General features: G+C 67.9%; 24 protein-coding genes. 8 read left to right on the top strand and 16 right to left on the bottom strand.

The features are described 5' to 3' along the window. Nucleotide 1 precedes the first annotated feature (1 nt). Nucleotides 2-1,588 carry an aspartate:alanine exchanger family transporter gene (locus WG902_RS12845; protein WP_340060481.1) on the bottom strand — a complete coding sequence of 529 codons (1,587 nt, stop codon included), beginning with the start codon at nt 1,586-1,588 and terminating at the stop codon, nt 2-4. A 238-nt stretch (nt 1,589-1,826) separates the two neighbouring features. Between WG902_RS12845 and WG902_RS12840 the strand changes: the two genes are divergently transcribed. Then, entirely contained in the window at nt 1,827-2,486 is a 660-nt protein-coding gene (locus WG902_RS12840) for an RraA family protein (RefSeq protein ID WP_340060480.1), read from the top strand. Between the two features lie 62 nt (nt 2,487-2,548). Here the strand turns inward: WG902_RS12840 and WG902_RS12835 are convergent, their stop codons facing one another. Genes WG902_RS12835 through WG902_RS12825 form a run of 3 tightly spaced genes read right to left on the bottom strand, consistent with a single transcriptional unit; the run spans nt 2,549 to nt 7,058 of the window. Beyond that, the gene (locus WG902_RS12835) at nt 2,549-3,481 is read right to left on the bottom strand and encodes a dimethyl sulfoxide reductase anchor subunit family protein (protein WP_340060479.1); all 933 of its coding nucleotides are present in this window, start codon (nt 3,479-3,481) and stop codon (nt 2,549-2,551) included. Next, nucleotides 3,478-4,152 (bottom strand): 4Fe-4S dicluster domain-containing protein, encoded by a 675-nt coding sequence (locus WG902_RS12830; protein WP_340060478.1) that lies wholly within the window; start codon nt 4,150-4,152, stop codon nt 3,478-3,480. Before WG902_RS12830 ends, WG902_RS12835 begins: the two co-directional genes overlap by 4 nt. Beyond that, nucleotides 4,149-7,058, bottom strand: coding sequence for a molybdopterin oxidoreductase family protein (locus tag WG902_RS12825; RefSeq protein WP_340060477.1), 2,910 nt, complete (start codon nt 7,056-7,058; stop codon nt 4,149-4,151). Before WG902_RS12825 ends, WG902_RS12830 begins: the two co-directional genes overlap by 4 nt. Nucleotides 7,059-7,110: 52 nt before the next feature. Here WG902_RS12825 and WG902_RS12820 point away from each other — a divergent pair, with 52 nt between their 5' ends. The 3 genes from WG902_RS12820 to WG902_RS12810 are packed head-to-tail and all read left to right on the top strand — an operon-like array spanning nt 7,111 to nt 9,938. Then, the gene (locus tag WG902_RS12820; RefSeq protein ID WP_340060476.1) at nt 7,111-8,007 is read left to right on the top strand and encodes a LysR family transcriptional regulator; all 897 of its coding nucleotides are present in this window, start codon (nt 7,111-7,113) and stop codon (nt 8,005-8,007) included. A 42-nt stretch (nt 8,008-8,049) separates the two neighbouring features. Further along, nucleotides 8,050-9,219 (top strand): CaiB/BaiF CoA transferase family protein, encoded by a 1,170-nt coding sequence (locus WG902_RS12815; RefSeq protein WP_340060475.1) that lies wholly within the window; start codon nt 8,050-8,052, stop codon nt 9,217-9,219. Continuing rightward, entirely contained in the window at nt 9,216-9,938 is a 723-nt protein-coding gene (locus WG902_RS12810) for an enoyl-CoA hydratase/isomerase family protein (protein ID WP_340060474.1), read from the top strand. The genes WG902_RS12815 and WG902_RS12810 overlap by 4 nt, the downstream gene beginning before the upstream one ends. 17 nt (nt 9,939-9,955) lie before the next feature. Here WG902_RS12810 and WG902_RS12805 read toward each other — a convergent pair whose 3' ends face one another. The 6 genes from WG902_RS12805 to WG902_RS12780 all read right to left on the bottom strand — a co-directional run bounded on the left by WG902_RS12805 (nt 9,956) and on the right by WG902_RS12780 (nt 17,136). Continuing rightward, nucleotides 9,956-10,720 (bottom strand): MBL fold metallo-hydrolase, encoded by a 765-nt coding sequence (locus WG902_RS12805; RefSeq protein ID WP_340060473.1) that lies wholly within the window; start codon nt 10,718-10,720, stop codon nt 9,956-9,958. Beyond that, nucleotides 10,717-11,703, bottom strand: a complete 987-nt coding sequence (locus WG902_RS12800; protein WP_340060472.1) for a Bug family tripartite tricarboxylate transporter substrate binding protein — start codon at nt 11,701-11,703, stop codon at nt 10,717-10,719. The genes WG902_RS12805 and WG902_RS12800 overlap by 4 nt, the downstream gene beginning before the upstream one ends. 125 nt (nt 11,704-11,828) lie before the next feature. Then, entirely contained in the window at nt 11,829-14,129 is a 2,301-nt protein-coding gene (locus tag WG902_RS12795; RefSeq protein WP_340060471.1) for a molybdopterin-dependent oxidoreductase, read from the bottom strand. After that, nucleotides 14,126-15,124 (bottom strand): Bug family tripartite tricarboxylate transporter substrate binding protein, encoded by a 999-nt coding sequence (locus tag WG902_RS12790; protein WP_340060470.1) that lies wholly within the window; start codon nt 15,122-15,124, stop codon nt 14,126-14,128. Before WG902_RS12790 ends, WG902_RS12795 begins: the two co-directional genes overlap by 4 nt. Nucleotides 15,125-15,168: 44 nt before the next feature. Next, nucleotides 15,169-16,182 carry a M14 family metallopeptidase gene (locus WG902_RS12785; protein WP_340060469.1) on the bottom strand — a complete coding sequence of 338 codons (1,014 nt, stop codon included), beginning with the start codon at nt 16,180-16,182 and terminating at the stop codon, nt 15,169-15,171. Between the two features lie 78 nt (nt 16,183-16,260). Next, the gene (locus tag WG902_RS12780) at nt 16,261-17,136 is read right to left on the bottom strand and encodes a LysR substrate-binding domain-containing protein (protein ID WP_340060468.1); all 876 of its coding nucleotides are present in this window, start codon (nt 17,134-17,136) and stop codon (nt 16,261-16,263) included. Nucleotides 17,137-17,241: 105 nt separating this feature from the next. Here WG902_RS12780 and WG902_RS12775 point away from each other — a divergent pair, with 105 nt between their 5' ends. The 4 genes from WG902_RS12775 (at nt 17,242) to WG902_RS12760 (ending at nt 21,673) form a co-directional block, all read left to right on the top strand. After that, nucleotides 17,242-17,826: a cysteine dioxygenase family protein gene (locus tag WG902_RS12775; protein WP_340060467.1), complete on the top strand. Its 585-nt coding sequence runs from the start codon at nt 17,242-17,244 to the stop codon at nt 17,824-17,826. An 8-nt stretch (nt 17,827-17,834) separates the two neighbouring features. Then, on the top strand, nt 17,835-19,442 hold the full coding sequence (locus WG902_RS12770; RefSeq protein ID WP_340060466.1) for a rhodanese-like domain-containing protein: 1,608 nt from the start codon (nt 17,835-17,837) through the stop codon (nt 19,440-19,442). Further along, a complete protein-coding gene (gene metC / locus WG902_RS12765) occupies nt 19,432-20,625 on the top strand; it encodes a cystathionine beta-lyase (RefSeq protein WP_340060465.1) in 1,194 nt (397 codons plus the stop codon). Before WG902_RS12770 ends, metC begins: the two co-directional genes overlap by 11 nt. 61 nt (nt 20,626-20,686) lie before the next feature. Continuing rightward, on the top strand, nt 20,687-21,673 hold the full coding sequence (locus WG902_RS12760) for a Bug family tripartite tricarboxylate transporter substrate binding protein (protein WP_445263685.1): 987 nt from the start codon (nt 20,687-20,689) through the stop codon (nt 21,671-21,673). A gap of 31 nt (nt 21,674-21,704) precedes the next feature. On the opposite strand, the gene WG902_RS12755 is transcribed toward WG902_RS12760, so the two are convergent. From WG902_RS12755 to WG902_RS12730, 6 genes are all read right to left on the bottom strand, one after another. Then, entirely contained in the window at nt 21,705-22,127 is a 423-nt protein-coding gene (locus WG902_RS12755) for a DUF1810 domain-containing protein (RefSeq protein ID WP_340060464.1), read from the bottom strand. A 189-nt stretch (nt 22,128-22,316) separates the two neighbouring features. Then, a complete protein-coding gene (locus tag WG902_RS12750; RefSeq protein WP_340060463.1) occupies nt 22,317-23,012 on the bottom strand; it encodes an ABC transporter ATP-binding protein in 696 nt (231 codons plus the stop codon). Beyond that, entirely contained in the window at nt 22,984-23,790 is an 807-nt protein-coding gene (locus WG902_RS12745) for an ABC transporter ATP-binding protein (RefSeq protein WP_340060462.1), read from the bottom strand. The genes WG902_RS12750 and WG902_RS12745 overlap by 29 nt, the downstream gene beginning before the upstream one ends. Further along, entirely contained in the window at nt 23,787-24,647 is an 861-nt protein-coding gene (locus tag WG902_RS12740) for a branched-chain amino acid ABC transporter permease (RefSeq protein ID WP_340060461.1), read from the bottom strand. The genes WG902_RS12745 and WG902_RS12740 overlap by 4 nt, the downstream gene beginning before the upstream one ends. 13 nt (nt 24,648-24,660) lie before the next feature. Then, complete coding sequence (locus WG902_RS12735; RefSeq protein ID WP_340060460.1) at nt 24,661-25,548, bottom strand: branched-chain amino acid ABC transporter permease; 888 nt, start codon at nt 25,546-25,548, stop codon at nt 24,661-24,663. A 4-nt stretch (nt 25,549-25,552) separates the two neighbouring features. Then, nucleotides 25,553-26,701: an ABC transporter substrate-binding protein gene (locus WG902_RS12730; protein WP_340060459.1), complete on the bottom strand. Its 1,149-nt coding sequence runs from the start codon at nt 26,699-26,701 to the stop codon at nt 25,553-25,555. Nucleotides 26,702-26,714 lie beyond the last annotated feature (13 nt).

Raw genomic sequence — 26,714 nt, 5'->3', positions numbered from 1 at the left:
GTCACCGCAGCAGCGCCGGCACGATGCTCACGAAAAGAATTTTCGCGATCGTCGCCGCCGGATAGATCATGGCGAAGGCGACATCCGGGCGGTCGGTGGGCGCGACCTTGTTCGCGTAAGCGAGGACGGCGGATCCGCAGGTGCCGGAGACGATGCCCGCAACCTCGTCATAGGGCATCCGGAACAGCACCCGGCCGATGACGAAGACAGGCAAGACGAGGGCCACCACCACCACGGCGCCGAGGCCGAACATCTGCAAGCCGGACCCCGTGACCGCCGCGGCGAATTTGGGTCCCGACGCCATCCCCACCTGCGCGAGAAACAGGGTCAGCCCGAGGTTGCGCAACACGAGATTGGCCGACAAGGGAATGGTCCAGTTCAACCTGCCGGTGCGGCGCAGGTTGCCCAGGACCAGCGCGACGATCAAGACACCCGACAGGCCCACCGACAGGTTACCGGCGCCGGGCAGCGGAATCCGCAGGGCGCCAACGAGCAAGCCCAGCGCCATGCCCAGGCCGATGGAGACGTAGCTGAACTCCGCCGTGCCCTTGATCGAGTCCCCGAAGAACTGGCGCAGCACAGGGAAGTCGCCCCGGTGGGCGAGCAGCCCGACGCGGTCGCCGAACTCGAGCACGAGGTCGGGCCGGGGCAGGATGTTGGTGTCGCCACGGCGAACCTGTGCGACCGCCACGGCCTTGTGGCCCGGCAGCGCGAGGTCGCCGACCGCGCAACCCACCACGGCCGGCCGCGAGACGAACAAGCGCAGGTAGTCCAGGTCGCTGCGGTCCTTGGCGAAGCGGCCGGCGGCCGACTCACCCAGGCTTTTGCGCACCCGCTCGAGCACCTCCCGGTCCGGCGCCATCACGAGCAGGACGTCGCCTTCCGCCAGGACGTGCCCGTCGGCCGCCGGCTGGTTGTGGTGCCCGGTCCGCAGGGCCACCACCTGCACCTGGTGCGGCAAGCTGCCCACGACTTCGCCGAGTGTGCGGCCGAAGTGTTCCGGGTTGCGCAGTGCGATCTCCTGCGCCGCCAGCCCGCGGGCCGGGCCGACATCGACCTTCGGCTTCCAGATGCGCGACGCCAGGTAGAGCAGCAGGATCGGCCCGGCCACCCCGAAGGGATAGGCGACCGAGTAGCCGACGGCCGCGTCGTCATTTCCGAGCGTCGCGATGGCGGCCTGCAAGGTCGGCGTGCTGGTCCCCGCCCCGGCGAACAGGCCCAGCGCGAGATCGAGTGGAAGGCCCGCCACGCGTGCCACCAGCAGGCTCATGAGGCCGGCCGACAGCACGCCGGCCAGCGCCAGCAGGTTGGCCCTTCGGCCGTTGGCGCTTTTCAGGCCGAGGAAGAACTGCTTGCCGTACTGGATGCCCACGGCATAGAGGAAGAAGGCCAGACCGATCGTGCCCAGCGTCGCCGCCGGAACCGCCTTGGGTGCGAACCAGCCCATCGCCAGCGCGACGAACAGGACGGCACCCACGCCCAGCGAGAACCCCTTGACGTTGATCTCTCCGACGAGATAGCCAATGGCAATGGTGAGGAACAGGGCCAGCAGCGGCTGCTGCTCCAGCAGCGTCCTGACGTCGTCCATGTCTTCGTCCTTAGTCCAGACACGCGGGCCAAGACCGCCCTGGCGGCGCGAGCCATTGTGCCGAGAACCCCAGGCGAAGGACATGGCACCAAAGGTCGATGCCCAAACCACGATCGGGTACCTCCCCAAGGGGCAGGTGCATACGAAGGACACCTTCCATATCCTCAGCTCAGGCGTAGCTTTCATCCCTGAAGCCACTGCTTGCGCCTCCCCAACCCAGATGCCGGAAGGAAATTCGATGAGACCGATCGACCTGACCCAACTGCGCGGCCTGAGCGCTGCCATCCTGTCCGACGTGATGGACAGCCTGGGCCTGACGCGGCGCGCCATGAAGCCGTTCGTGCGACCGCTGGATGACGAACTGGTGCTGGTCGGGCGCGCGCGCACCGGGCTGTACATGTCGGCCTTTTCGCTGCGCGACGGCGAGAACCCCTACGAGGTGGAGATTGCGCTGGTGGACGACCTCAGGCCTGGCGAAGTGGTGGTGCTGGCCTGCAACGGCCCGACCGATCGCATCGCGCCCTGGGGCGAACTGCTTTCCACCGCATCGGTGGCACGCAATGCGGCTGGTTGCGTGACCGACGGCCTGGTGCGCGATGTCAAGCAGATCCGCGCCATGCAGTTCCCGGTGTTCCACGGCGGCATCGGACCGCTGGACACCAAGGGGCGCGCGCGCATGGTGGATCGCGACGTGCGCGTGGAGTGTGGCGGCGTGTCGATCGATCCGGGTGACATTGTCTTCGGTGACGTCGACGGCGTGGTGGTCATCCCGCGCTCGCACGAAGCCCTGGTGATCGAGAAGGCCAGCGAAAAGGTCATGGGCGAGAACCAGACGCGCGACGCATTGCGCAAGGGCGAGCCACTGGCCGCCGTGTTCAAGCGGCTCGGCATTCTCTGACCGCCTGCGCAGTGACCTGCCCACTGCAGGCGGCTCTCACGCGAGGATCCGGACGGGTTCCATCAGGACACCACCTGGTAGTAGAGGTTCTGCGGGTGCTGCGCTTGCGCGAAGAAGAACCAGCGTTCGGCCAGCAGTCCGGCCGCCTGCGACGCCAGCGCCAGCAGCCAGGCCCAACCCGAGCCCGAGGTCCATGCCCAGGCCAGCAGCAGCATCGGAACCGCGAATGCCAGCACCTGGAAGCCGACCTTCGTCATGCGCACCGCGCGAGCCGATGCGCCGTGGAAGAACTCGCGCGTGTTGAACGATCCGCCGGTCATGCCCATGGACTTCTGGACCACGCGCGCCGCCTGGATGCCGGTCGCCGACTGGATGGTGGACTTGGGCTTGAGCCTCGCGTTGCGGCGCAGGGAGAGCGTGCGGGTGAACCAGGCGAGCATCGTCGCGGCCAGCGCCCAGCCGGCCATGGCCCGCGCGAATTCGCCGGCACCGGCCAGCACCGCCAGCGCGCCGGTGGTGACCGCGCCTGAAGCAAGTCCCAGGGTGGTGTAGTTCACGATCGTCAGCGGGTGCGCCCACTCCTGGATGAAGCGGATACACGCATAGATCATGGCCGTGCAATACCAGAGCAGGAACGCGCCCACGAGTGCCACAACGGCCAACCACGGCGCGGCGACCGCTTCGGGCCGGGCCACGCTGGCCAGCAAGGCCCAGCCGCCCACGAGGGCGATGAACACCGGCAGCGCGATGACTTCGCGCGACATCCACGAGGTGCGCCACATCAGCACGGCGCGCCAGGCCCGCATCGGATGCCCGAGGTGGAAGAAGGAGGCGAGCAGCGCCACCATCAGCATGACCGTCGCCGTCCACAGCATGGGCCCCAGCGCCGCGACCGGCGCGGTTCCGGCCAGCGAAGCCAGTGCCAGCACCACCACCATGCCTTGGGCCGCGCCTGCGATGGTGGTGAACAGGATGATCGAGAGCGCCGGTTTCATGCGGGGTCCACCAACTTGCTCTTGGTGACCTGGCGCGGCAGGTACTGGTTGGCCGGCTGCGTGCCCCACTCCGGCATCAACTGGTAGCCCCCTCGCTCGCGGATCGCCTGGGACACTTCGGAGTCCGGGTCCTTCACATCCCCGAACAGGCGCGCGCCGGTCGGGCAGGCCTTGACGCACGCGGGCTTGCGGTCCTGCGGCGGCAGCAGCTCGTCATAGATGCGGTCCACGCACAGCGTGCACTTCGTCATCACCTTGCGCTCCTCGTCGAACTCGCGCGCGCCGTACGGACAGGCCCAACTGCAGTACTTGCAGCCGATGCACTTGTCGTAGTCCACCAGCACGATGCCGTCTTCCTTGCGCTTGTAGCTCGCACCCGTGGGACAGACCGGAACGCACGGCGGGTCCTCGCAGTGCAGGCAGCTCTTGGGGAAGTGGATCGTCTGCGTGTTCGGGAAGCTGTCGGCTTCGAAGGTCTGCACGCGGTTGAAGAATGTCCCGTTGGGGCGTTCGCCATAGGCGTTCAGGTCCGCCAGCGGGCCGGCCGCACCGGAGGTATTCCACTCCTTGCACGATGTGACGCAGGCGTGGCAGCCCACGCAGACGTTCAGGTCGATGACCAGCGCGAGTTGCTTGGCCAGGGTTTCCGGGACTTCTTGGACTTGGCTCATGGCTTGGTGGGGGCGAAATAGGCGACGACCTTGCGCGCCGTTCCGAGCACGCCAGGCGTGCGGGGCATGGTCATCACCTGCGGTGACGATTCGTGGGGCTCGTCCGGCAGCGCCGGCCGCAGGTTGACACGCACGTCGTACCAGCCTGCCTGGCCCGTGACCGGGTCCGAGTTGCTGATATGGCCACCGGCGAAAGGCAGTTCCTCGGTGATGAGATGGTTCAGCAGGAATCCCTTGCGCGACTCGTCCGCGCCCGGCGCCAGCTGCCACGCGCCGGAGGCCTTGCCGATCGCGTTCCAGGTCCAGACGGTGCCAGGTTCCACCGCGTCGCTGTAGCGCACCATGCAGCGCAGCTCGCCCCAGGCGCTGCTGACCCACGCCCAACCGCCATCGGGGACGCCGGCAGCCTGCGCGGTGACCGGATTCACATGCAGGTAGTTGTGGCTGTGGATCTGGCGCAGCCAGGCGTTCTGCGAGTCCCAGGAGTGGTACATCGCCATGGGCCGCTGCGTGATCGCCGCCAGCGGGAACCGCTCAATGTCCACGCACGCGTTCTCCAGCGGTTCGTACCAGAAGGGCAAGGGATCGAAGTAAGTGGCGATGCGCTCGCGCAGGTGGTCCGGCGGCTGCCTGCCGCGGCTCTTGCCCTGCGCGGCCAGCCGGAAGGCCTGCAGCGTGTCGGAATAGATGGCCAGCTGCACCGGGTCGTTCCTCTGGCGCCAGCCCTTGTCCTTGGCGAAATCCAGGTAGGGCTGGTTCCAGTTGCGCATGTACTGCTGGTCCAGCGGCATGTGGTACTGGAAGACGCAGTTGTTCTTCGCGTACATCTCCCATTGCTTCGGGTTGGGCTCGCCGCGCAGGTGCTCGGTGCCGTCCTTGCCGCGCCATCCCATGAGGAAGCCGACGCCAGGCTGGGCCTGGAAGTTGACGACGAAGTCCGGATAGTCCTTGAACTTGCGCGTGCCGTCCTCGCGCGTGAAGGCCGGAAACTTCAGGCGCGATGCCAGCTCGATCAGCACTTCCTGGAATGGCTTGCAGTCGCCGGTGGGCTCCACCACCGGGACGCGCACGGAATCCACCGGGCCGTCGAACTCTGAGATGGGCCGGTCCAGCATGCTCATGACGTCATGCCGTTCGAGATAGGTCGTGTCGGGCAGCACCAGGTCCGCGAACGCGACCGTCTCGCTCTGGAAGGCGTCGCACACCACCAGGAACGGAATGCGGTACTCGCCGTCTTCGCCGCGCGCATTGAGCTTCTTGCGCACCTCCATGGTGTTCATGGTGGAGTTCCACGCCATGTTCGCCATGAAGATCATCAGCGTGTCGATGTCGTAGGGATCGCCCCGCACCGCATTGGTGATGACGTTGTGCATCATGCCGTGGGCGGAGAGCGGGTGCTCCCAGGAGAAGGCGTGATCGATGCGCAGTGGCGTGCCGTCCTCGTGCACCGCCAGCTCCTCCGGGCTTGCCGGAAAGCCCAGGGGCGCTGCGTTCAGCGGGGTGTTCGGCTTGATCATGCCCGGATCGTTGAAGGCACGGTAGTTCGGCACGATGTGGCGCGGATACGGCGCCTTGTGGCGAAAGCCGCCGGGCGCGTCGATGGTGCCCAGCACGCTCATGAGCACGGCCAGCGCACGCACGGTCTGGAAGCCGTTGGAGTGCGCCGCCAGTCCGCGCATCGCATGGAAAGCCACCGGCCGCCCCTGCGTGCTGGGGTGACGCTTGCCCCAGGCGTCCGTCCATGGGATGGGCAGCTCGAACGCCTGGTGCAGTGCAGTCTCTCCCAGCTCGCGCGCCAGCTGGCGGATGCGTTCGGCCGGGATGCCGGTGATCTGCTCGGCCCATTCCGGCGTGTTGTCGGCCACGCGATCACGCAGCAGCTGGAACGCCGGCGCCACGCGGGTGCCGTCGGCCAGCGTGTAGTGGCCCTCCAGTGCGAGCATCCGGCCGTCTTCCACGCCCTCGGGGTAGGCCTGGACCACGCGGCCGCTCGCGCTGTCCCAAGCCAGCTTGTTGTGGGGGTTGCGGCCGTCCCCCGGCGGGCCGGCGGCGGGATCGAAGGCGAACAGCCCTTCGCGCTCGCCCTCGTCCAGCACCACCAGCTGCGGCGCATTCGTGAATCGCTGCAGGAAAGGCCGGTCCACCAGGCCGTGCGCCAGCAGCTCGTGCAGCAGCGCCATGAACAGCGCGCCGTCGGTCCCCGGCCGAATCGGGATCCACTCGTCCGCGATCGCGGAGTACCCCGTGCGCACCGGGTTGATGGAGATGAAGCGGCCGCCGGCGCGCTTGAACTTGCCCAACGCCATCTTCATCGGATTGCTGTGGTGGTCCTCCGCCGTGCCGATCATCACGAAGACCTTCGCGTGGTCCAGGTCGGGGCCGCCGAATTCCCAGAAGCTGCCCCCGATCGAATAGATCATGCCGGCGGCCATGTTCACCGAGCAGAAGCCGCCGTGCGCGGCGTAGTTCGGCGTTCCGAACTGCCGCGCGAACAGGCCCGTCAGCGCCTGCATCTGGTCGCGCCCGGTGAACAGCGCGAACTTCTTCGGGTCGGTCGAGCGCAGGCGCCCGAGGCGCTCGGTCAGGATCTCGAACGCGCGCTCCCAGGAGATCGGCTCGAACTCGCCGTCGCCGCGTTGGCTGCCCGCCTTGCGCAGCAGCGGCTGCGTCAGCCGCGCCGGCGACACCTGCTTCATGATCCCGGCACTGCCCTTGGCGCAGATCACTCCCTTGTTGATGGGGTGGTCCGGATTGCCATCGATGTAGCGCACCTCCCCCTCGCGCAGGTGCACCCGGATGCCGCAGCGGCAGGCGCACATGTAGCACGTCGTCGTCTTGACCTCCGTGCCGGCAACGCTGCTCGCCGTGGGGTCGTGCAAAGGCTCGCTGGAGAGGAACTTGAACATAAGCTCATGCTAAAGACGATCTAATGAGCCGTGCCCCATAATTCGCCTCGCCGTGACCCGAAAAATCGATCAGCGACTCAAGCTCACGCTACGCCAGCTCGAAGTGTTCGCCGCCGTCGCGCGTGGCGGAACCACGCGCGCAGCCGCCGATGAGATCTCGCGCTCGCAGTCGGCCGCCAGCAATGCCCTGGGCGAGCTGGAGTCGGTGCTGGGCGCGCAGCTGTTCGATCGCGTGGGCAAGAAGCTGGTGATCAACGGGAACGGCCGTGCGTTGCTCCCGCGCGCGGCAGCGCTGATCGAACAGGCGGTGGACACCGAGACGCTCTTCAAGGCCGCCCATGCGGCGCCCCTGCGGCTGGCGTCCAGCTACACCATCGGTGAGTACATGCTGCCGGAATTGATCGTTGCCTGGAAAGTGGAGCATCCCCGCAGCCACGTGCTGCTGGACATCGTCAACACGCATGACGTGTTCGAGCGGTTGGCTTCTTTCCGCGCGGACATCGGCTTCATCGAGGGAATGCACAGCCACCCTGAACTCAGCGTGCGCAAATGGAGCAGCGACGAAATCGTCGTGGTCGCGGCGGCCGGCCACCCGATGGCAGGCCGCCGGATCGGCGCGCGCCAGCTGAACCAGGCGAGCTGGGTCTTGCGGGAGCCCGGCTCCGGCACGCGCGAGGCGTCCGACCGCTGGCTCATCCCGCATCTTTCCAGGATGGAGGTCGAGCTCGAGCTCGGAAGCAACGAGGCCGTCAAGCGGGTGGTCCGCGCCGGACTGGGCCTCGGCTGTCTCTCGAGGCTGGCGGTGCAGGAGGCCATCGCCGAGGGCTGGCTGGTGGAACTGGACACCACCCTCCCCCCCATGCACCGCACCTTGTCGATCGTGCTGCACCGGGCCAAGAAGCTGGGCGGCGCAGCCGAAGACTTCCTGCGCCACTGCGGAGGGGACTAGGATTCGCCTGGTCTGGACCCAACCCTGAAAGAGAAACCGCCCATGGCATCCGTGCCCCTGCCGCTCCAAGGCGTTCGTGTGATCGAGGTCTGCAACGTCGCAGCCGGTCCTTTTTGCGGCATGCTGCTTGCCGACCTCGGCGCCGACGTGGTGAAGGTGGAGCACCCGGAAGGCGGCGACACGCTGCGCAGCTGGCCTCCGATCAACCAGGGCTACAGCGAGAACTTCGCCTCCCTCAACCGCAACAAGCGATCGGTCACCCTCAACCTGAAGGACCCGGCGGACCTGGAAGATTTCCGCCGTCTTGCACAGGGTGCGCAAGTGGTGATCGAAAACAACCGGCCCGGGGTGATGGACCGGCTCGGCATCGGTTACGAAGCGCTGCGCGAACGCAACCCTGCGCTCGTGTATTGCTCCATCTCCGCTTACGGACAGAGCGGGCCGCGCTCGCAGGAGGGCGGCTTCGACCTGACGATCCAGGCGATGAGCGGAATCATGAGCGTGACTGGAGAGCCGGGCCAGCCGCCCGTGAAGTGCGGCGTGCCGCTGGCGGATTTCTCGGCCGGCCTGTATGCCGCGTTCGGCATCACCGCTGCGCTGCGGCATGCTTCAGCCACGGGGGAGGGAACGCACCTCGACGTCCCCATGCTGGGCGCGACGCTGGGCATCGCCGCGCTGCAGACGTCCGAGTTCTTCGGCAGCGGCCGCGACCCGGTGCGGCTGGGATCCGCGCACCCCCGCAACGCGCCGTACCGCGTGTTCCGCAGCCAGGACGGCTATTTCGGGATGGCGGCCGGCAACAATGCGCTGTGGAAATCGGTGTGCGACGTGCTGGGCCGCGCCGACCTGCTGGCCGACGAACGCTTCGCGTCGCCAACGCTGCGTGCCAGGCACCAGGACGCGCTGCTCGTCATCCTGGAAGAGGAATTCACGCAAGCCGGCACGGCAACCTGGCTGCAGCGGTTCCGCGATGCCGGCGTCCCCTGCGCGCCCATCAACAACTACTCGGAAGTGCTGTCGGATCCACAGGTCGAGCACATGGAGTGGGTGCAGCCCCTGGAGTTGCCCAATGGCGTTCGCACGAAGACCTTCGCTTCGCCGCTGCGCTTTTCGGGGCGTGGCCTGCCCGTGTTGCGCCGTCCGCCCGGCCTGGGCGAGCACAACGAAGAGGTGCTGGGACCGCTGCGCGCGGACGCGGGGGCAGCGGAATGACCGGCCCGGTCACCGTGCAGCGTGACGGCGAGGCATGGACGCTGTCGCTCGCGCGCCCCGACAAGCGCAACGCGCTGTCGTCCGAACTCGTCGAGGAATTGATCGATCTCGTGCACAAGGCCCCTGCCGAAGGCGCCCGGGTGCTGGTGTTCCGCGGTCAAGGCAAGAACTTCAGCGCCGGCTTCGACTTCTCGGACCTGGAGCAGCAAAGCGAGGGCGACCTCGTCCTGCGCTTCGTGCGGGTGGAGATGCTGCTGCAAGCCGTGGCTGCGTCGCCATGCCTGACGGTGGCGCTGGTCCACGGCCGCACCTTCGGCGCCGGGGTGGACCTGGTGGCGTCGTGCCGCCAGCGCTACGCCACGGCCGACAGCAGCTTTCGCATGCCGGGACTGAAGTTCGGCCTGGTGTTGGGGACCCGGCGGTTCGGCGCCATCGTCGGCCGGGACAACGCCGCCGCGCTGCAGGAAGAGGCGGCCACCTTCGACGCTGCACGTGGGCAGCAACTCGGCTTCCTGCACGGCATCTCCGAGCAGGCGGAGTGGCCGGCCCTCGTGGAGCGGGCGCGCGCCAAGGCATCCTCCTTGCCGGAATGGAGCCGCAACGCACTGTACGAAGTGCTGTCCGCGCCGGACGCGGAGGCAGACCTCGCCTGGCTGGTGCGGTCGGCGGCGCGGCCAGGACTAAAGCAGCGGATCGCCGAGTACCTGCGCGCCGGATAAGGGACAGCCGACAGGGCTCAGAACTCGACCACCAGCCCGTCGCTCGCGGTTTCGTACGGGAGCCCGGGCACGCGTAGCAGCATCTCGTCGCTCATGTGGGTGAGCACCAGGCGCTTGGGCTGGATGCGCGGCAGGTGATCCAGCAGCGTCGCCAGATCGAGGTGCAGCTTGACCTTCTTGTCGTAGAAATACGCCTCGGCGACGAACAGGTCGACGCCCTGGGCCGCGTCGACCAGCTGCTCGGTCCACTCCGTATCCCCCGTGTATGCGACGGTGCGACCTTCGGCGGCCAGCCGATACGAGAAGAACGGCCCGCCGGGATTGCCGTGATGGGCCTGGAAGGCACGCACCGTGACCCCCGCGACCTGCACCTCGTCGCCCGGGTCGAGCTCCTGCAGGTGCAAGGCGAATTTGGGCAGCGTCTTCGAGGAGCCCGGAAACGAAGTCTCCATGACGCGCTCGTACCACTCCCGCAGCCCGCGCGGCCCGACGATGGTCAGGGGCTCGGTGCGGCGGGAGAAGAACTGTGCATCCAGCATGAAGAATGGGATGCCGCCGAAGTGATCCGCATGGAAATGCGTGATGAAGATGGCCTGGATGGCGTTGCGGTCCACCGCGCGTGCCTTCAGCCCGATCAACGACGACGCCCCGCAATCGATGAGGAAGTTCACGTTCTCGCCTTGCACATGGAAGCAGGTGTTCAGCCGGCCTCCGCTGCCGAAAGCGTCGCCGCTGCCGATGAACGTGAGTCGCATCGCCGGGGGAGAGGCCTGGCCGCTCACTGCGCCTTCATGTTGGCTTCGCGCGCGACAGTCTGCCAGAGCTGCAATTCGCTGGCGACCACCTTGTCCAGCTCCTCGGCGGAACTTCCTACCGCCACCGCGCCCTGCTCCAGCAAGGCCTGCTTGATGGCGGGCTGACGCGTCACGTCCATCACCGCGCGTTCGAGTCGCTTGATGATCTGCGGCGGCGTCCCGGCCGGCACGAAAATGGCGTTCCACGCGTCCACGCGGAAGCCCGGGATGAGTTCCGCGACCGTCGGCACGTCCGGCAGCGTCGGCGCGCGCTCCAGGGTGGAGACGGCCAGCGCCTTGAGCTTGCCGGCCTTGACGTGCTGGGCGACGGACGGCAAGGAGACCCACAACAGGGGAATCTCGCCGCCCAGGACGGCGATGGTGGCCGGGCCGCCGCCACGGTAGGGAACGTGCGTGAACTTCGTGTTGCTCTTCATCCGCATCAACTCACCGGCGATGTGTCCAGGAGAGCCCACGCCTGCGGAGCCGTAGGAGATGGGCGTGCCGCTGGCGCGGGCCGTGGCCAGCAGCTCGGTGAGCGACGACGCCGGGAAGGCAGGGTTCGCCACCAGCACCTGCGGCGTGGACGCGACCAGGGACACCGGCACGAAATCCTTGCTGGTGTCGAACGGCAGCTTGTCGTAGATCCAGGGATTGATCGTGTGCGAGGAAAGCGTCATCAGCAGCGTGTAGCCGTCCGGGCGCGCCTTGGCGACGACGGCGGTCGCAATCGTGCCTCCGGCCCCGCCCTTGTTGTCGACGACCACCTGTTGCCCCAGTTCCTTCGACAGCGGTCCTTGCAGGATCCGCGCCGTCACGTCCACGCTGCCGCCGGCCGGGTACGAGACGAGCAGCGTCACGGGCTTTTGCGGATAGGCCTCCTGCGCGGCGACGCCAGCGGCACCGCATGCGGCGAGGAGGGCGACGGCGACGTGCGCCCATCGGGAAAGCCTGGGACTCGACTGGATCATGAAGATCTCCGTTCTGTGGACACTGGTGGCAAAGGCGAGTGTCGCACGGTGGACGAAGCCCTCCACAGTGTCAATCGGGATTGAACCCGCGTCATCCTTTTCGGTTGCGCGCCGCGGCGCCTGGCTCAGCCTGCGGGTGCGGTGTACGCGCGAATCGGTGGCAGCGCGCCGTGCCATGGCTCCACCTGCACGGTGCTCAGTTGCCCGGTGCATCCCTGCGCCAGGCGCGACGTGCCGAAATCGCGGGTCACCGCGTTCGGGTTGCCGTGGGCGCAGAACAGGCGCCCCTGCGCATCCCGCACCGGCTCATACCAGGCGCCCGTAGGCAGTTGCATGACGCCGCGGGCGATCTCGTCCGAAATGCGCACAGCGGCCAGACAGGCGCCGACCTCGTTGAACACGCGCACCACGCTGCCATCGGCGATGCCGCGCGCCGCCGCGTCGTCGGCATGCATGGTGCAGACTTCGCGGCCATGGCGCTTGAAGGACTGGCTGTAAGCCGCGAAATCCAGCTGGCTGTGCAGCTTGTTGTGCGGCTGGTTGGCCACCAGCCAGAGCGGATGCCGTGCGTCCGGTGCGTAGCGCTTGGGCAGCCAGGCGGGATGGCCGGGACAGTCCGGGTAGCCGAAGCTGGCGACCACCGGTGAGCTGACCTGCACCTTGCCGCTCGGCGTGGGCAGGGGCGCTGCGTCCGGGTCCTTGCGGAAGGCGCGGAGGATCCCGCCGTCGTCTTCGCTCTGCGGCAGTTCCAGTTCGCCACGCCGCCAGAACGCATCGAAGTCGGGCGCCGCAAGGCCCATGCGCTCCATGCCGTCGCGCGTGCGCTCGTACAAGTGCGCCAGCCACTCGCGCGTGCTGCGGCCTTCGGAGAAAGCGTCCAGGCAGCCGAGGCGCCGCGACAGCTCGCAGAAGATGTCGAAGTCGTCGCGTGCCTGCCCGTGCGGGGCGGCCACGCGATGCATGGCGACCATCAAGGGGTCGTTCGACGTGGCGCCGATGTCCTCGCGCTCGAGGGTCAGGGTGGCCGGCAGCACGATGTCGGCGTGTCGCGCCGTGGACGTCCACACGCTTTCGTGCACGACGAAGGTGTCCAGGGTGGCGAAGGCGCGCGCCAGCCTTTCCAGGTCCTGGTGGTGGTGGAACGGATTGCCGCCGGCCCAGTACGCCAGCCGCACATGCGGATAGGCGAGCCGCTGGCCGTTGTAGTCGAACGGCTCGCCCGGGTGCAGCAGCATGTCGCTGATGCGCGCGCAGGGGATGAAGGCCTCCACGCCGTTGCGGCCCTGCGGCATGGCGGCGACCGGGACCGCGTTGTCGCGCCGTCCATAGTGCGACAGCGTCCCCAGCGCGTAGTTGTAGCCGCCGCCCGGCAGGCCGAGTTGTCCCAGGGCCGCGGCCAGCACGGCACCCATCCAGACCGGTTGCTCGCCGTGCTCCGAGCGCTGCAGGGAATGCGATACGACGACGAGCACGCGCTTGCCGGGCAACGAGGCTGCGAGCTCGCGGATCGACTGCTCCGACAGGCCGCACAGCGCCGCCGCCCAGGCACACGACTTCGGCGTGCCATCGCTGCGGCCCAGCACATAGTCCTCGAAGGGCTGCCAGCCATCGCAGAAACGGGCGACGAAATCCTGGTCGTGGCGCGAGGTGGTGACGAGTTCGTGCACCAGCGCCAGCATCAGCGCCACGTCGGTGCCGGGCGTGACGGGTAGCCACTGCGCGCCCGTTTCCGGCGGCAGGTCACTGCGCAAGGGCGAGATGCAGACGAAGCGGCAGCCTCGCTGCGCCGCCCGCAGCATCGCGCCGCGCTCGACGTGGCGGCTGACCCCGCCGGAGGCGACCCGCGAATTCTTCAGCGCCATCCCGCCGAAGGCGAGCACGACGTCGCTGTGGGCCTCGATCTGTTCCCAGGTGACGTTCTGCTTGGCCACGCGGTCCAGGGGTCCGATCACATGCGGCAGCATCGGCATCGCGGCGCCGGCGCTGTAGTTGTTGACGGACCGGACATAGCCGCCGAGCGCGACGTTCAGGAAGCGGTGGACCTGGCTCTGGGCATGATGGAAGCGCCCTGCGCTCGACCAGCCGTAGGAGCCGCCGAACACGCCCGGCGCTCCGTGCAGCGTCTTGACGCGCAGCAGTTCCGCGGCCAGCAGGTCCAGCACGGCGTCCCATTCCATCGGGACGAACTCGTCCTGTCCGCGGCGCGCGTCCGGGCCGGGGCCGTCGTCGAGCCAGCCCTTGCGCACCATCGGCCGCGTGACCCGCGCCGGGTGGCGCAAGGCATCTTCGAAGTTGCCGAGCAGCGGGTTGGGATCCGGATCGTCCGCATGCGGGCGCGTCTGCACCCGTCCCTGCGCGTCACTGCGCGCGTGGAAGGCTCCCCAATGTGCGCTGTGGGGAACCCAGCCCGCTTCGCTTTCGCTCACTCCGCCTTGATCCCCGCCTTGGCGATCAGCGCCGCCCACTTGCGGCGCTCGCCCGCCACGTGGTCGCCGAACTCCTTGGGCGTCGTGGAGATCGCTTCCATGCCGGCGGCCTCCAGCGACTGGCGCACCTCCGGCTGCACCATCACCTTGCGGATGGCGGCATTGAGCTTGTTCACGACCTCCGGCGGCGTGCCCTCCGGCGCCACCAGGCCATACCAATTGGACAGGTCGTAGCCCGGCACGCCGGATTCAGCCATCGTCGGCGTGTTGGGGAACAGGCGGGAACGCTTGGCGCTGGTCACCGCCAGCAGGCGCAGCTTGCCGCCGTCGACCAGCGATTTTGCCGACGGATCCGAGAAGGTGATCGGGACCACCCCGCCCACCACATCGGTGATCAGTGGCGCGGTTCCCTTGTACGGCACGTGCTTGAGCTGCACGTGGGCCAGTTCATTGAGCTGCTCCGCCGCGATCTGCCCGATCGTGCCGACGCCGCCGGAGCCGTAGTTGATGTTCGCTCCCGGCGCCCTGGCCGCAGCCAGCAGGCCGGCCACGTCCTTGTAGGGCGAGTTGGCCGTGGTGACCAGCAGGTTGGGCATCGTCACCAGGTTGCTCACGAACACGAAGTCCTTGGCCGGGTCGTAGTTCAGCTTGCGCAACGTGGGCCAGATGGTGAAGGACCCCGGCGTTGCGATGTACAGCGTGTAGCCGTCCGGCGTCGCACGGGCGACCTGCTCCGTGGCGGTGAGTCCACCTGCGCCGGGACGGTTCTCGACGATCACGGTGCCCGCCAGTTCCTTGGCCAGGGGCTGCGCGATCGCCCGCGCGAGGGCGTCGGCGCCGCCGCCCGGCGGGAAGCCCACGACGATGCGCACGGGCCGCGACGCTTCGGGCCACTGCTGCGCGAAGGCGGGCGTAACGCCTGATGCCAGCGCCAGGGTTGCGGCGGCCAGGCAGGAGATCCGCAAGGCGACGCGGCGGCGGGAGATGCTGTTCATGACGACTCCAGGATGCTGTGAAGAACTCGAAGGGGAAAGAGGGATCAGGCGATGGGGAGGCGGTCCGCCCATTCCCACGCCACGAAGGCAAGCCGCTCGCCGGTGTGCACCACCGGGTCGCCGCGCAAGCCGATCAGGATGCCGTCGCGCGTGAACGGCGGCACCGGTGTCACGCTGCCGTCCATGCCGTAGACATCGCCGAGCGATTCACCCGAGCGCACCAGCGCCCCGGCGCGCACGCGGGGCACGAACATGCCGCCTTCCTCGGCGGTGATCCAGCCGCGGCGGCTCACCGTGCGAAGCGCAACGCCGGTGGCACGCGGTGATCCTTCGACGATGCCCAGGTGCTGCGCAAGACCGCGGAAGCCGTTTTCGGCCAGGGCGACGTTCTCCGGCTGGAATGCATTGCCGCGCCCCAGTTCCACCATGAACGCGCTGATGCCGGCCGCCAGGCACTGGTAATCCAGCGCGCCGGCGATGTTCCCCGGCAGCTCGCCCTTGCCGCCCACGTCCTGCCGGCACGCGAGCGTGGGACGGAAGTGGGCGATGGCGCCCAGCACGTCGGCCTCGGAGACAGGGCTGTCGGGATGCACCTTGTAGACGGCGTACGGCGGCGCGTCGAACAGCGGATTCATCGTGTGCAGACTGACCACCATGCTGGCGACGCCACGCATCTCGCTGAACATCGCATGCGCGAGGCGTTCGGTCGGCAGCCCCTGCGCCGAGCCGGGATAGCTCTGGTCCAGATCGAGCTCGTCGTAGGGATTGCGCTTGCGGCGCGCGTCGAGCGCCTGCGGGTTGCCCGTGGGCGTGACCACCACGTTGCCCGCCATGGCATCGGCGTCGAGGCCGCGCAGGAAGCGCAGGCTGGCGACGATGCCGTTGATTTCGTCGCCGTGCACCTGGCCGTGCAGCCAGAGCGTGCGACCGGGTCGCGCTCCGCGCACCGCGAGCCACGGCAGATTCAGCGGTGCACCGGACGCCATCGAGCCCACGCGCAGCGTGCCCGAAGTCCGCGCCGCGCCTTTACCCGCCAGCCAATCACCGATCGTGCCCATGCGTGCCACCTTCCTTGTGCTGGCAACATGCTAGGCCGCGCGCACGCAGAATCCAATGCGCTCGCCGATGAAAACCGATTAGAGCTGCTTAAGTGAAGAAGTGTCGGGCTGCATCCTGGTGCGCAGGTACTCGAAGACTTCGCGCGTCACGTTGTTGGCCACGTGACGCCGGACGTACAGCGAATAGACCAGGTGCGGCAGCGGAGGCATGCCCTCGTTCGGCCCCAGCACGCGCAGGCTGGCGTCGAGCTGCTCGACGCCGCGGGCCGTGACGCCCAGGCCGGCACGCAAGGCCGCGCGGATGCCGATGAGGCTGGTGGACGTATAGCGCAGCGAATAGGCGATGCCGGCGGCCTCCAGGGCCTCCTGCCCGAGCTTGCGAAAGATGCTGGGCCCGTCGACCATCACCAGGGGAATCGCCTTGCCGCGGTCGTGCAGGTAATCGGCGGCGCACAGCCAGACGGTGGGCGAGCTGCGCAATGCCAGGCCTTCGAACTCCGTCTCCGCCCGGTTGCTGATGGCCATGTCGATTTCGCCGCGTCGCAGCGCGTCGGTCAGGAAGGGGCTGCGGCCCACCTGGATGCTGACCTGGAGCATGGGCCAATTGCGCACCACCTCCGACAGCAGCGGCGGCAGCACGGTATCGGCGACGTCGTGCGGCGCACCGATGCGCAGGTGTCCCTGCAGGTCCCCCTGCTGGAGTACGCGCAGGGCCTCGTCATGGATCGCCATCAGCTGGCGTGCATAGGTCAGCAGCCGCTGGCCATGGTCGGTCAGGCGCTTGCCGCGGCCCTGCTTTTCGAACAGGGGATGCCCCACGAGCTCTTCGAGCCGTTGCATCTGCTGGGTGACGGCCGACTGGGTGCGGCCGAGTTCCACTGCCGCGGCGCCGAAACTGTCGGATGACGCGATGGCGCACAAGGTCCGCAACAGCTCCAGGTCCAGTGTCGTCATACTTCAATTTTACTGATGGATTCCTTCGCACGCCTGCATTGATCGCTTCCCGGGCCACCCCTAAAGTGGAGGGCTCCCCTTTGAAGAACTTGCAGGAGCTCCCCCATGTCCACACTTGCAGAAACACGCGCCGAGGCCGTGCAGGCCGCGATCGGCCAGATGAAGTCCATCCTGAAGCAGGGCGAGCTCGATCGCGGCAAGCTGCAGCAGGTGCTCGTCGCCCTGCAAGGGCTCGCGGCTCGCCGCGAGCTGTGGGCCGACTTCGCCGCACCGCCAGTGGGAGAGCACCAGAACCGCTACCTGATCGCGGAAGACCCGGACCAGAGCTATGCGCTGTACCTGAACGTGATGCGCCCAGGCAAGAAGATCGTGCCCCATGACCACACGACCTGGGCCTGCATCGCGGCGGTGGAAGGCACCGAACACAATCGCGTCTACGAGCGGCTGGACGACGGTTCCGTGCCGGGCGCCGCCCGGCTGCGGGAAAGCAAGTGCGTCGTCGTCGCTCCCGGCACCGGCATCGCGCTCATGCCCGACGACATCCACTCGGTGGAGATCCAGGGCGACCAGGTGATCCGCCACCTGCACATGTACGGTCGCGCCCTGGAGACGCTGGACCGCCGCACCGCCTTCGACCTCGCGAACCATACCTCCAAGACGATGGACATCGGCGTCCAGACGCGCCGCTGAAGGTCCGCATGGAAAACAAGGTATCGGCAAGCGTCTCGCCCCAGCTCCTGAAGGACTGGCTGCACGACGGCGGCGAGATCGCACTGCTCGACGTACGCGAGCACGGCCAATTCGGCGAATCGCATCTCTTCTACGGGGTGCCCCTGCCCTTCAGCAGGCTCGAGCTCGACATCGCACGGCTCGTGCCGCGCCGTGGCACGCGCTGTGTCGTGTACGACTGCGGCAGTCCCGCCAGTCACGACGTGGCCCGGCGCGCCGCCACGCAGCTCGCGAAACTCGGCTGGAGCAACGTGTCCGTGCTGGAAGGCGGCACCCGCGCCTGGAAGGCGGCTGGCTACGCCCTGTTCGCCGGAGTGAACCTGCCCTCCAAGACTTTCGGCGAGCTCGCCGAACACGCCTACGGCACGCCGCGCATTTCTGCCGACGACCTCGCCCAGTGCATCGGGCGCGGCGAGCGCGTGGTGGTGCTCGACGGCCGACCGGTCAGCGAGTTCCGCAAGATGAACATCCCGACGGCGCTGTGCTGCCCCAACGGGGAGCTGCCCTACCGGGTGAAGTCCATCGTTCCCGACGACACCACGCCCATCGTGGTGAACTGCGCCGGCCGCACGCGCAGCATCATCGGCGCCCAGACGCTCATCAACCTGGGAGTGCGCAATCCGGTCTACGCCCTGGAAAACGGCACGCAGGGCTGGTACTTGGGCGACCACCGGCTGGAACATGGCGGCACGCGTGCCTATGCGCCCGACAGCGGCTCGACGGCGCTACGCGACAACGCGCACCAGCTTGCTGCGCGCTTCGGCGCGGAGGTGGTCGATGCCGCAACGGTGCGTCAGTGGGCGGGGCAGCAGGACCGGACGCTGTACCTCTGTGACGTGCGGACTGCCGAGGAGTTCGCGCAGGGCAGCCTGCCGGGTGCGCAGCACACGCCCGGCGGCCAGTTGATGCAGGCCTTCGACCAATACGTCGGCACCCGCGGCGCCCGCCTGGTGCTGGTGGACAGCGACGGCGTGCGAGCCCCTACCGTGGCCAGCTGGTTGCGGCAGATGGGCCATGAAGCGTACGTGTTGAAGGATGGCTGCGCCAGCGGACTGTCGCTCGAACCTTCGGCCGCGCTGCAGGCGCCGGCGCTGGCACCCGTCGGCGCCGCCGAAGTGGCGAGGCTCGTTGCCGGCAAGGCTGCCTTGCTGATCGACCTGCGCGGCAGCATGGAATTCCGCAAGCTGCACATCGCCGGCGCGCGCTGGTCCATCCGCCCGCGCTTGCGCCACGACCTGCAGGACGCGCGCGGCGCGGTGGTCGTGATCGCGGACGACGCCACCGCCGCGGCGTGGGCCGTGGAGACGGAATGGCCGGCGCGGCTGGAGCGCCCGCGCCTGCTGGAAGGCAACGTCGCCGCATGGCGCGATGCCGGCCTGGACGTGGCGTCCTCCGCGGACACCCCGCCCGACGCTGACTGCATCGACTTCCTGTTCTTCGTGCACGACCGCCATGACGGCAACAAGGAAGCGGCGCGCCGCTACCTCGCATGGGAGACGGGCCTGGTGGCGCAGCTCGACGAGAAGGAGATCGCCGCTTTCCACCTGCCGGCCCCGGAGCACGCCCATGGCGAATGAAGCGGGCAGCAAGCGGGCCGCAGGCCTGCAGACGCGGCTGGTGCAGGCCGGCAAGAACACGCAGGCGCCCGGCGGCCAGGCGGTGAATCCGCCGCTGGTGCGCGCGAGCACCGTCCTGTTCAAGGACACGGCCGAACAGCGCGAGATGCGCGCGCGCCGCGGCAGCGAACGCATCTTCACTTATGGCGCCCGCGGCACGCCCACCACGTTCGCGCTGGAAGACGCAGTGAGCGAACTGGAAGGCGCCTATCGCACCCGGCTGTTCCCGAGCGGGCTGGCGGCCATCGGGTTCACCCTGCTGGCGTACCTGAAGCCCGGTGACCACGTGCTGATGTCCGACAGCGTGTACGAGCCCGTGCGCGCGCTTGCCGAAACCTTCCTGCAGCCCTACGGCATTCGCGTCACCTTCTTTGCCGCCGACGGCTCCGACCTGGAACAGCGCTGGGAAGAAGGCACGCGGATGGTTTACGCGGAATGCCCGGGGTCGCTCGTCTACGAGATGTGCGACCTGCCCGCGATCGCGCGCTTCGCGCACGCACGCGGCGCACTGGTGGCGGCGGACAACACCTGGGGCTGTGGCGTGCTCTACCGCCCGCTCGCACTGGGCGCGGACATCTCGGTGACGGCCGCGACGAAGTACTTGTCGGGCCACTCCGACGTGATGATGGGCACCGTGTCGACCACCGAGGCCGTGTGGCAGCCGCTGCAGCAGCGCTGCGAAGCCTTCGGCATGACGGCCAGCCCCGACGACGCCTGGCTGGTGCTGCGCGGCATGCGTTCGCTTGCCGCGCGGCTGCGGATGCATGAGCAGCATGCGCTGCAGGTGGCACAGTGGCTGGGGGAGCGCCAGGAAGTGCGCACCGTGTTCTGCCCCGCGCTGCCGTCCGATCCCGGCCATGCCCTGTGGAAGCGCGACTGCACCGGCACCAACGGCCTGCTCTCCTTCGAGCTGCCGCCGGGCACCGCCAGCGCCAGCGTCGATCGCCTGATCGACGGACTCTCGCTGTTCGGCCTGGGCGCCTCCTGGGGCGGCTATGAGAGCCTGGTGACCGCTGCCAACATGCAGCGCGCACGGTCGGTGACCGACTGGGGCGCCCGCGGCCCGGTGGTTCGCCTGCACGTAGGGCTGGAAGATCCGGCTGACCTGATCGCCGATCTCGGCCGGGGCATGGCCCTGCTCTGAGCCCGCCGCACGATACGAAACAACAACCCTTGCAACGGAGACCTTCTTGTCCGATTCACGCTTGACCAATCGCCGCGAATTCAACGCCCTCGTCAGCGGCGCCCTCGCCTGGCTCGCCCTGCCGTCGCAGGCCGCGGTGCTGCCCCTCGTCGGTGACTATCCGAACCAGCCGATCCGGTTCGTGTCGCCGTTCCCCGCCGGTGGCGGCAACGACTTCCACATGCGCCTCGTGACGAACGAACTGGCCACGATCACCGGGCAACCGGCGATCGCGGAGAACCGCGGCGGAGCTGGCGGCAACATCGGCACCAAGCTTGTGGCCGATGCGAAACCCGATGGCTACACAGTGCTGACTTCGCAGGTATCGATCATGGCCGTCAACCCCACGCTGTACAAGGCGGCGGGATTCGATCCGGTCAAGAACTTCCTGCCCATCACCCAGATCAATGCGGCACCCCTGGCCATCGTGGTGGCCGCGGATTCTCCGCTCAAGACCATGGCGGACCTGCGCGCGGCGTCCAGGAACGGCTCGATCAACTACGCAACGCCCGGCAACGGCACGCTGTCCCATTTGCTGGGCGTGGTCCTGGAAAAGGACGGGGGCATCGCCCTGACGCACGTGCCGTACCGCGGCGCCGCGCCGGCGCTCGTCGACGTCATGGGTGGGCAGGTGACCATGATGATCACTTCCACGTCGTCCGTCGCGGGACACGTGACCCAGGGCAAGCTGCGCGCCCTGGCGGTCAGCAGCCCGCGCCGGGTGGGCGTGTTCAAGAACGTGCCGACGCTGGAGGAGCAGGGCTTCAAGGACATGAGCTACGACGACTGGTACGGCTTCTTCGTGCCGGCCGGCACGCCGCCGGATCGCGTGGCCTACCTGCATCGCGCGATCACGACCGTGCTCAAGAGCCCCGCGACCAGCCAGAAGATCGTGGACGCCGGCGGCGAAGTGGTGGCAAGCACGCCGCAGCAACTGGCCGTGCAGCTGCAGCAGGACGTCGCGCGCTGGAGCCGGGTCGTGAAGCTGTCGGGGGCGACGCTCGACTGAGCGACGCCTGGCACGTCTGGCGATAGATGGCTCAGCCGGCAAGCAACTCCGCCGTGAGCTGGTCACCCTCGCCAGCGAAGTAACGATCCAGGCATGACTTGAAAATCGTCCTGTCCGGGGACACGGTTGCGAACAATGTCAGACACGACCGCAATTTCATCGCGTCGACCTCGCCGAACACGGCGTTCGCTGGGACGCCTTGCGCCGCCAACAGCAGGTCGCAGCATTCGATCAGGCGCGGTCCGAGGAGGGGGTGTTCGAGGTACGCCCCGGCCTCATCGGCTCCGCTGATCCCGTAGCGCTTCGCGGTGCCGCTGCGCCCGAGGGCCGCAAGCTGCGGAAAGATGAACCACATCCAGTGCGTGCGCTTCCTGGCGTGGCCAAGCTCCGCTCGCACGTCCTCCCACACTGTCGCCTGTGCATCGACAAAGCGCTGGAGGTTGAAAGGGTCCATCTCGCCAGCATACGTCCGCTTTCGACCCAAAGCGGTCAGCGTCTCGAAAGGATGCCGGGTCGTCCCAATTTTTGCTTTGGCTTGCGGACGACCCTACAAAGCCTCGATAGGGAACGGAAACATTTCTCGTATCGCACTGCATACATCATCAATACGCGCGGAAACCTGATCGGGGTCGAACAGAGCTTCCTAGCCCAGATACGCTTCCATCACCTCGGGCGAGTTGCGCAGGTCGGCGGGCTTGCCTTCCAGCACGATGCTGCCCCGCTTCATGAAGTACGCGTATTCGACCACCTCCAGCGCGATCGAAGCGTTCTGCTCCACCAGCAACAACGACTGGCCCTGCTTGTGCAGGTCCACGATGGCCTCGAAAACGAGGTCGACGATCGATGGCGCCAGGCCCATCGACGGTTCGTCCAGCACCAGCATCTCGGGGCCGGTCATCAACGCGCGGCCGATGGCCAGCATCTGCTGTTCACCGCCGCTCATGAGGCCGGAGATCTGGCGCCGGCGTTCCTTCAGGCGCGGGAACAGCTGGAACACGCGCTCCAGGTGTTCGGCATGGCGCCCGCGGCCCGCGTGCGATGACAGCCGCAGGTTCTCTTCGACGGTGAGCGGGGCGACGACCATGCGGCCTTCCGGCACGAATCCCATGCCCAGCCGCACGATCTGGTGCAGCGCCAGGCGCGAGACATCGCCGCCGTTGAGCGTCACCGTGCCGCGGATCGGCCGGTGCAGGCCGACGATGCTGCGCAGCGTCGTCGACTTGCCTGCGCCATTGGAGCCGAGGATGGCAACGAAGGCGCCGGCCGGCACCTGCAGGCTGACCTTGTCGACGGCGCGGATCGCGCCGTAGCTAGCCGAGAGCTCGGAGACCGTCAGCATGATGTCGCTTGCCAAAGTAGGCGTCCTGGACGTCGGAGTTCTTGATGCATTCCTGCGGTGTGCCTTCGGCAATCAGGCGGCCGAAGTTGACGACGACGACGCTGTCGCAGAAGTCGACCACCAGCTTCATGTTGTGTTCCACCATCACGATGGTCAACCCTTCGTCGCGCAGCCGGTGCACCAGCCGGCCGATCTCGGTCGACTCGGCGGTGTTCATGCCGGCGGTGGGCTCATCGAGCAACAGCAGGACGGGGTCGGCGCCGAGCGCCCGCGCGATCTCGACCCGCCGCTGCTCGCCGTAAGACAGGGTCTCGGCCAGCACGTGGGCCGAACCGGCCATGCCCACGCGCTCCAGCAGGTGCATGGCCTTGTCGCTGACCGCGCGCATGCGCCGGCGCGCCGCCGGCGTATGTAGCAGGCTCGCCATGAAGGACGTCTCGCGCTTCAGGAAGGAACCGGCGATCACCTGCTCCAGCACTGTGAGCCCGGAGATCAGCCGCACGTTCTGGTACGTGCGCGCCAGGCCCAGCGCGCCGATCTCATGCGGCTTGGACTGCGAGATCTCGGTGCCGTTCAGGCGGATGCTGCCCGCATCGCAGTGCAGCAATCCGCTCACGAGGTTGATGACGGTGGTCTTGCCTGCCCCGTTGGGCCCCATCAGGCCGGTCACGCGGCCGCGCGGCGCGCTGAACGTGAGCTGGTCGACGGCGGAAACGCCGCCGAAGGTCTTCGTCGCGCCCTGCAGTTCCAGCAGCGCGGTCATTGCAGGGCTGCTCATGCCGGCTTGTGGCGCGAGGCCTGCCGCATCCGGAACGCGCGCGGGTCGATCAGCCCACGGGGCAGGAAGATCATGATCAACAGCAGCACCACGCCGTTGGCGACGTCCTGCACCTGGGGCACCGCGGCCTGCATCACGATGGGCAGCGCCGTGTAGACGACGGCGCCGACGACGGGACCGAACCAGTGGTACGAGCCGCCCAGCACGGTCGCCGCGATCATCGTGAAGGCGATGCCGAGGAAGAAGGTGTCCGGCGAAATGAATTGCAGCAGCAGCGCCATCGCCACGCCACCCAGCCCGCCGACCGCACCGCTGATGGCGAAAGCAATCAGCTGCACCTTGCGCAAGTCCACGCCCATGCAGGCGGCGACCGCCGGGTCTTCGCGCAGGACACGCGACGCGATGCCGAACCAGGAATGGTGCAACGCATAGAAACCGATCACGACGACCACCAGCACGCCGGTGAGCCAGTCCATGGGCAGCGGGATCGGCAGGCTCAGGCCGTTGACGCCGCCAGTCAGCACCGGGGCGTTCAGCACCACCACGCGCGTGATCAGCACCAGCGCCAGGCTGGCCAGCGCCATCCAGTGGCTGTTCAGGCGCAGGAAGACGGCGGCGACGATCAGCGACATCCCCAGCCCACCCAGCGCCGCCGCCAGAAAGGCCAGCGGCAGCCCGTATCCGTGCACGACCAGTTGCGCGCCCAGGAAGCCGCCAACAGCGGCGAACACCACCGTGCTGAAGCTCAGGAAGCCAGCCGCCAGCACGACATAAGTGCTCAGCGCGAACAGGGTGTTGACCATGGCGAAGGCCACCGTGCTTCGGTGCGTGGCCCAGAGGTCGCTCAGAGTTTCCATGGAATCGATTCCATCAGGCGCGGGTGAAGCTGCGGCTGCCGAACAGGCCTTGCGGCCGCACCAGCAGGAAAATCAGCAGCAGCGAATAAGTGAAGCCGTCGCGCAGCGCGGTCGAGATGTACTGGCCGACGAAGACCTCCAGCACCCCCAGGATGATGCCGGCGATGGCCGTGCCCCGCACGTCGGTGTAGCCGCCGACAACCACCGCCGCGAAGCCCTTGAGCATCAGGCTTTGCCCGAGCGAGTACGACACGTTGGAAGTGAGGATGCCACCCAGCGAGCCGGCAATGCCCGAGATCGCGCCCGCCAGCGCCGCCGTGAGCAGGATGATGTTGCGGCTATTGACGCCGCCCAGCGCGGCAGCCACCGGATTCCAGCCGACCGCGCGGATCGCCGAGCCCAGGCTGGTGTGCGCCAGTAGCCAGTGCATGCCGGCGGCCACCACCACCAGCGCCACGATGGTGATGAGCTGCATCGCAGGCAAGGGCACGGGCGCAGTCAGCAGCATCTGTGACGGGTAGCTCGTGACGGGGAAACTCAGGCTCTGCTGCCCGGTCGCGAAGCCGGCCAGGCTGTCCAGGATCATCCAGAACGCGATGCTCGTGATCAGCGCCCCCAGCATGTCGGTGCCGCGCTTGCGCAGCGGCTGGAAGCCGATCTGGTCGACGCCAATCGCGACGATGGCCCCTGCGGCCACCCCGGCAAGCATGACCAGGGGGAACGGCAGCTTCAGGTGTTCTGCGGTTGCCAGCCCGATGATCGCGGCCCAGCTCGCATAGCAGCCCTGGGCGGCATTGAGGATACCCATCGTCGCGAAGACGAGCCCGAAACCGATGCCGAACAGCGCATACAGCGAACCGAGCGACAGGCCGTTCAGCAACTGGGACGCGAACAGCTCCATGGCGTCAGGGCTTCCAGGGGACGACCTTGCCGTCGGCGGACCAGTTCAGGAACAGGATCTGCTTGCTCTCGACCTGGCCGTTGACCACGTTGACGCCGCCGTAGACGTCGTTCGGGATCACGGTGACCTTTGCCAGCGCTTCGCCAAGCTGTTCGCGCGTCGGCTTCCCCGACAGCGACCTCAGGCCCTGCGCAATGAACTGCATCGCCATGAATCCCTGCGCGGAATAGACGTCGGGCTCGGCGTCGAACTTCTTCTTGTAGGAGGCGACGAAGGCCTTGCCTGCAGCTGCGTCGGTGAGATCCGGCGAGAAGTTGACCGGGAACGGCACGCCGGCCAGCGCCGGCCCGATCTTCTTGAACACGCCCGCGGTCGACACCGCATCGTTGGCGGCCATGCGGCCGGTCCAGCCGCGGGCGCGCACGGCGGCAATGAAGCTGGCCGCCGGGGTCTGCGTCACATAGACCATGATCAGGTCGGGCTTCAGCGCGATGACCTGCGTGGCCTGAGCCGTGAAGTCGGTGTCCGCACCCAGCGCGGTGACAACGCCGGCGGTCTTGGCGCCGGCCGCTTCAAGGACAGCCTGGCTGGCCTTGAAGCGGGCCTGGAAGGCGTCGTTGTCCGACAGCACGAAGTAGGCCACCGTCTTGGGCTTGAGCGTTTCGGCGAGGTGCTTGGACATCGCCACCTCCTGCGGACCCGGCAGGCCGGTGACGTTGTAGACCCAGGGCGGCGCCGGCAGGCCCGGCGCCGTGGCGCCGTAGAACACCAGCGGGACCTTGTTGGTCGTGGCGATCGGCTTGAGCGCACCGGCGATCGCCGAGAAGATGCAACAGCTGGTGGCGATCACGCCTCGGTCTGCGATCAGCTGGTTGTAGCCCTGGATGCTCTTGGCCGCGTCGCTGCTGCCTTCGCGCTCGGTCAGCTCGAGCTTTGCGCCCGCACCAAGGCTGCCGCCGGCATTGATCTGCTCGATGGCCAGCTCGGCGCCGCGGGCGTATGACACGCCGGCGAAGGCGGCGGGGCCGGTGCGGTCGGCAATGAAACCGATCTTGTAGGTTCCGGCATCGACGGCCCATGCGGCGGAGCCGACGCCCAGCAACGGCACGCACGTCAGTCCTAACCGGACCAGATTCTTCAAATGATTGACCATGTTGTCTCCTGTT

Source organism: Ramlibacter sp. PS3R-8, assembly GCF_037572435.1.
Taxonomy (GTDB): Bacteria; Pseudomonadota; Gammaproteobacteria; order Burkholderiales; family Burkholderiaceae_C; genus Ramlibacter.
The sequence above is the reverse complement of the archived record's forward strand: the minus strand, read 5'-3'. Positions and strand labels throughout refer to the sequence as shown.

Coding starts and splice junctions, on each gene's coding strand:
- WG902_RS12785 (WP_340060469.1), bottom strand. CDS start 16,182: ATGGGCACGATCGGTGATTGGCTGGCGGGTAAAGGCGCGGCGCGGACT.
- WG902_RS12770 (WP_340060466.1), top strand. CDS start 17,835: ATGGAAAACAAGGTATCGGCAAGCGTCTCGCCCCAGCTCCTGAAGGAC.
- WG902_RS12790 (WP_340060470.1), bottom strand. CDS start 15,124: ATGAACAGCATCTCCCGCCGCCGCGTCGCCTTGCGGATCTCCTGCCTG.
- WG902_RS12750 (WP_340060463.1), bottom strand. CDS start 23,012: ATGCTGACGGTCTCCGAGCTCTCGGCTAGCTACGGCGCGATCCGCGCC.
- WG902_RS12825 (WP_340060477.1), bottom strand. CDS start 7,058: ATGTTCAAGTTCCTCTCCAGCGAGCCTTTGCACGACCCCACGGCGAGC.
- WG902_RS12800 (WP_340060472.1), bottom strand. CDS start 11,703: ATGATCCAGTCGAGTCCCAGGCTTTCCCGATGGGCGCACGTCGCCGTC.
- WG902_RS12840 (WP_340060480.1), top strand. CDS start 1,827: ATGAGACCGATCGACCTGACCCAACTGCGCGGCCTGAGCGCTGCCATC.
- WG902_RS12835 (WP_340060479.1), bottom strand. CDS start 3,481: ATGAAACCGGCGCTCTCGATCATCCTGTTCACCACCATCGCAGGCGCG.
- WG902_RS12845 (WP_340060481.1), bottom strand. CDS start 1,588: ATGGACGACGTCAGGACGCTGCTGGAGCAGCAGCCGCTGCTGGCCCTG.
- WG902_RS12830 (WP_340060478.1), bottom strand. CDS start 4,152: ATGAGCCAAGTCCAAGAAGTCCCGGAAACCCTGGCCAAGCAACTCGCG.
- metC (WP_340060465.1), top strand. CDS start 19,432: ATGGCGAATGAAGCGGGCAGCAAGCGGGCCGCAGGCCTGCAGACGCGG.
- WG902_RS12735 (WP_340060460.1), bottom strand. CDS start 25,548: ATGGAGCTGTTCGCGTCCCAGTTGCTGAACGGCCTGTCGCTCGGTTCG.
- WG902_RS12775 (WP_340060467.1), top strand. CDS start 17,242: ATGTCCACACTTGCAGAAACACGCGCCGAGGCCGTGCAGGCCGCGATC.
- WG902_RS12810 (WP_340060474.1), top strand. CDS start 9,216: ATGACCGGCCCGGTCACCGTGCAGCGTGACGGCGAGGCATGGACGCTG.
- WG902_RS12755 (WP_340060464.1), bottom strand. CDS start 22,127: ATGGACCCTTTCAACCTCCAGCGCTTTGTCGATGCACAGGCGACAGTG.
- WG902_RS12730 (WP_340060459.1), bottom strand. CDS start 26,701: ATGGTCAATCATTTGAAGAATCTGGTCCGGTTAGGACTGACGTGCGTG.
- WG902_RS12815 (WP_340060475.1), top strand. CDS start 8,050: ATGGCATCCGTGCCCCTGCCGCTCCAAGGCGTTCGTGTGATCGAGGTC.
- WG902_RS12780 (WP_340060468.1), bottom strand. CDS start 17,136: ATGACGACACTGGACCTGGAGCTGTTGCGGACCTTGTGCGCCATCGCG.
- WG902_RS12745 (WP_340060462.1), bottom strand. CDS start 23,790: ATGAGCAGCCCTGCAATGACCGCGCTGCTGGAACTGCAGGGCGCGACG.
- WG902_RS12740 (WP_340060461.1), bottom strand. CDS start 24,647: ATGGAAACTCTGAGCGACCTCTGGGCCACGCACCGAAGCACGGTGGCC.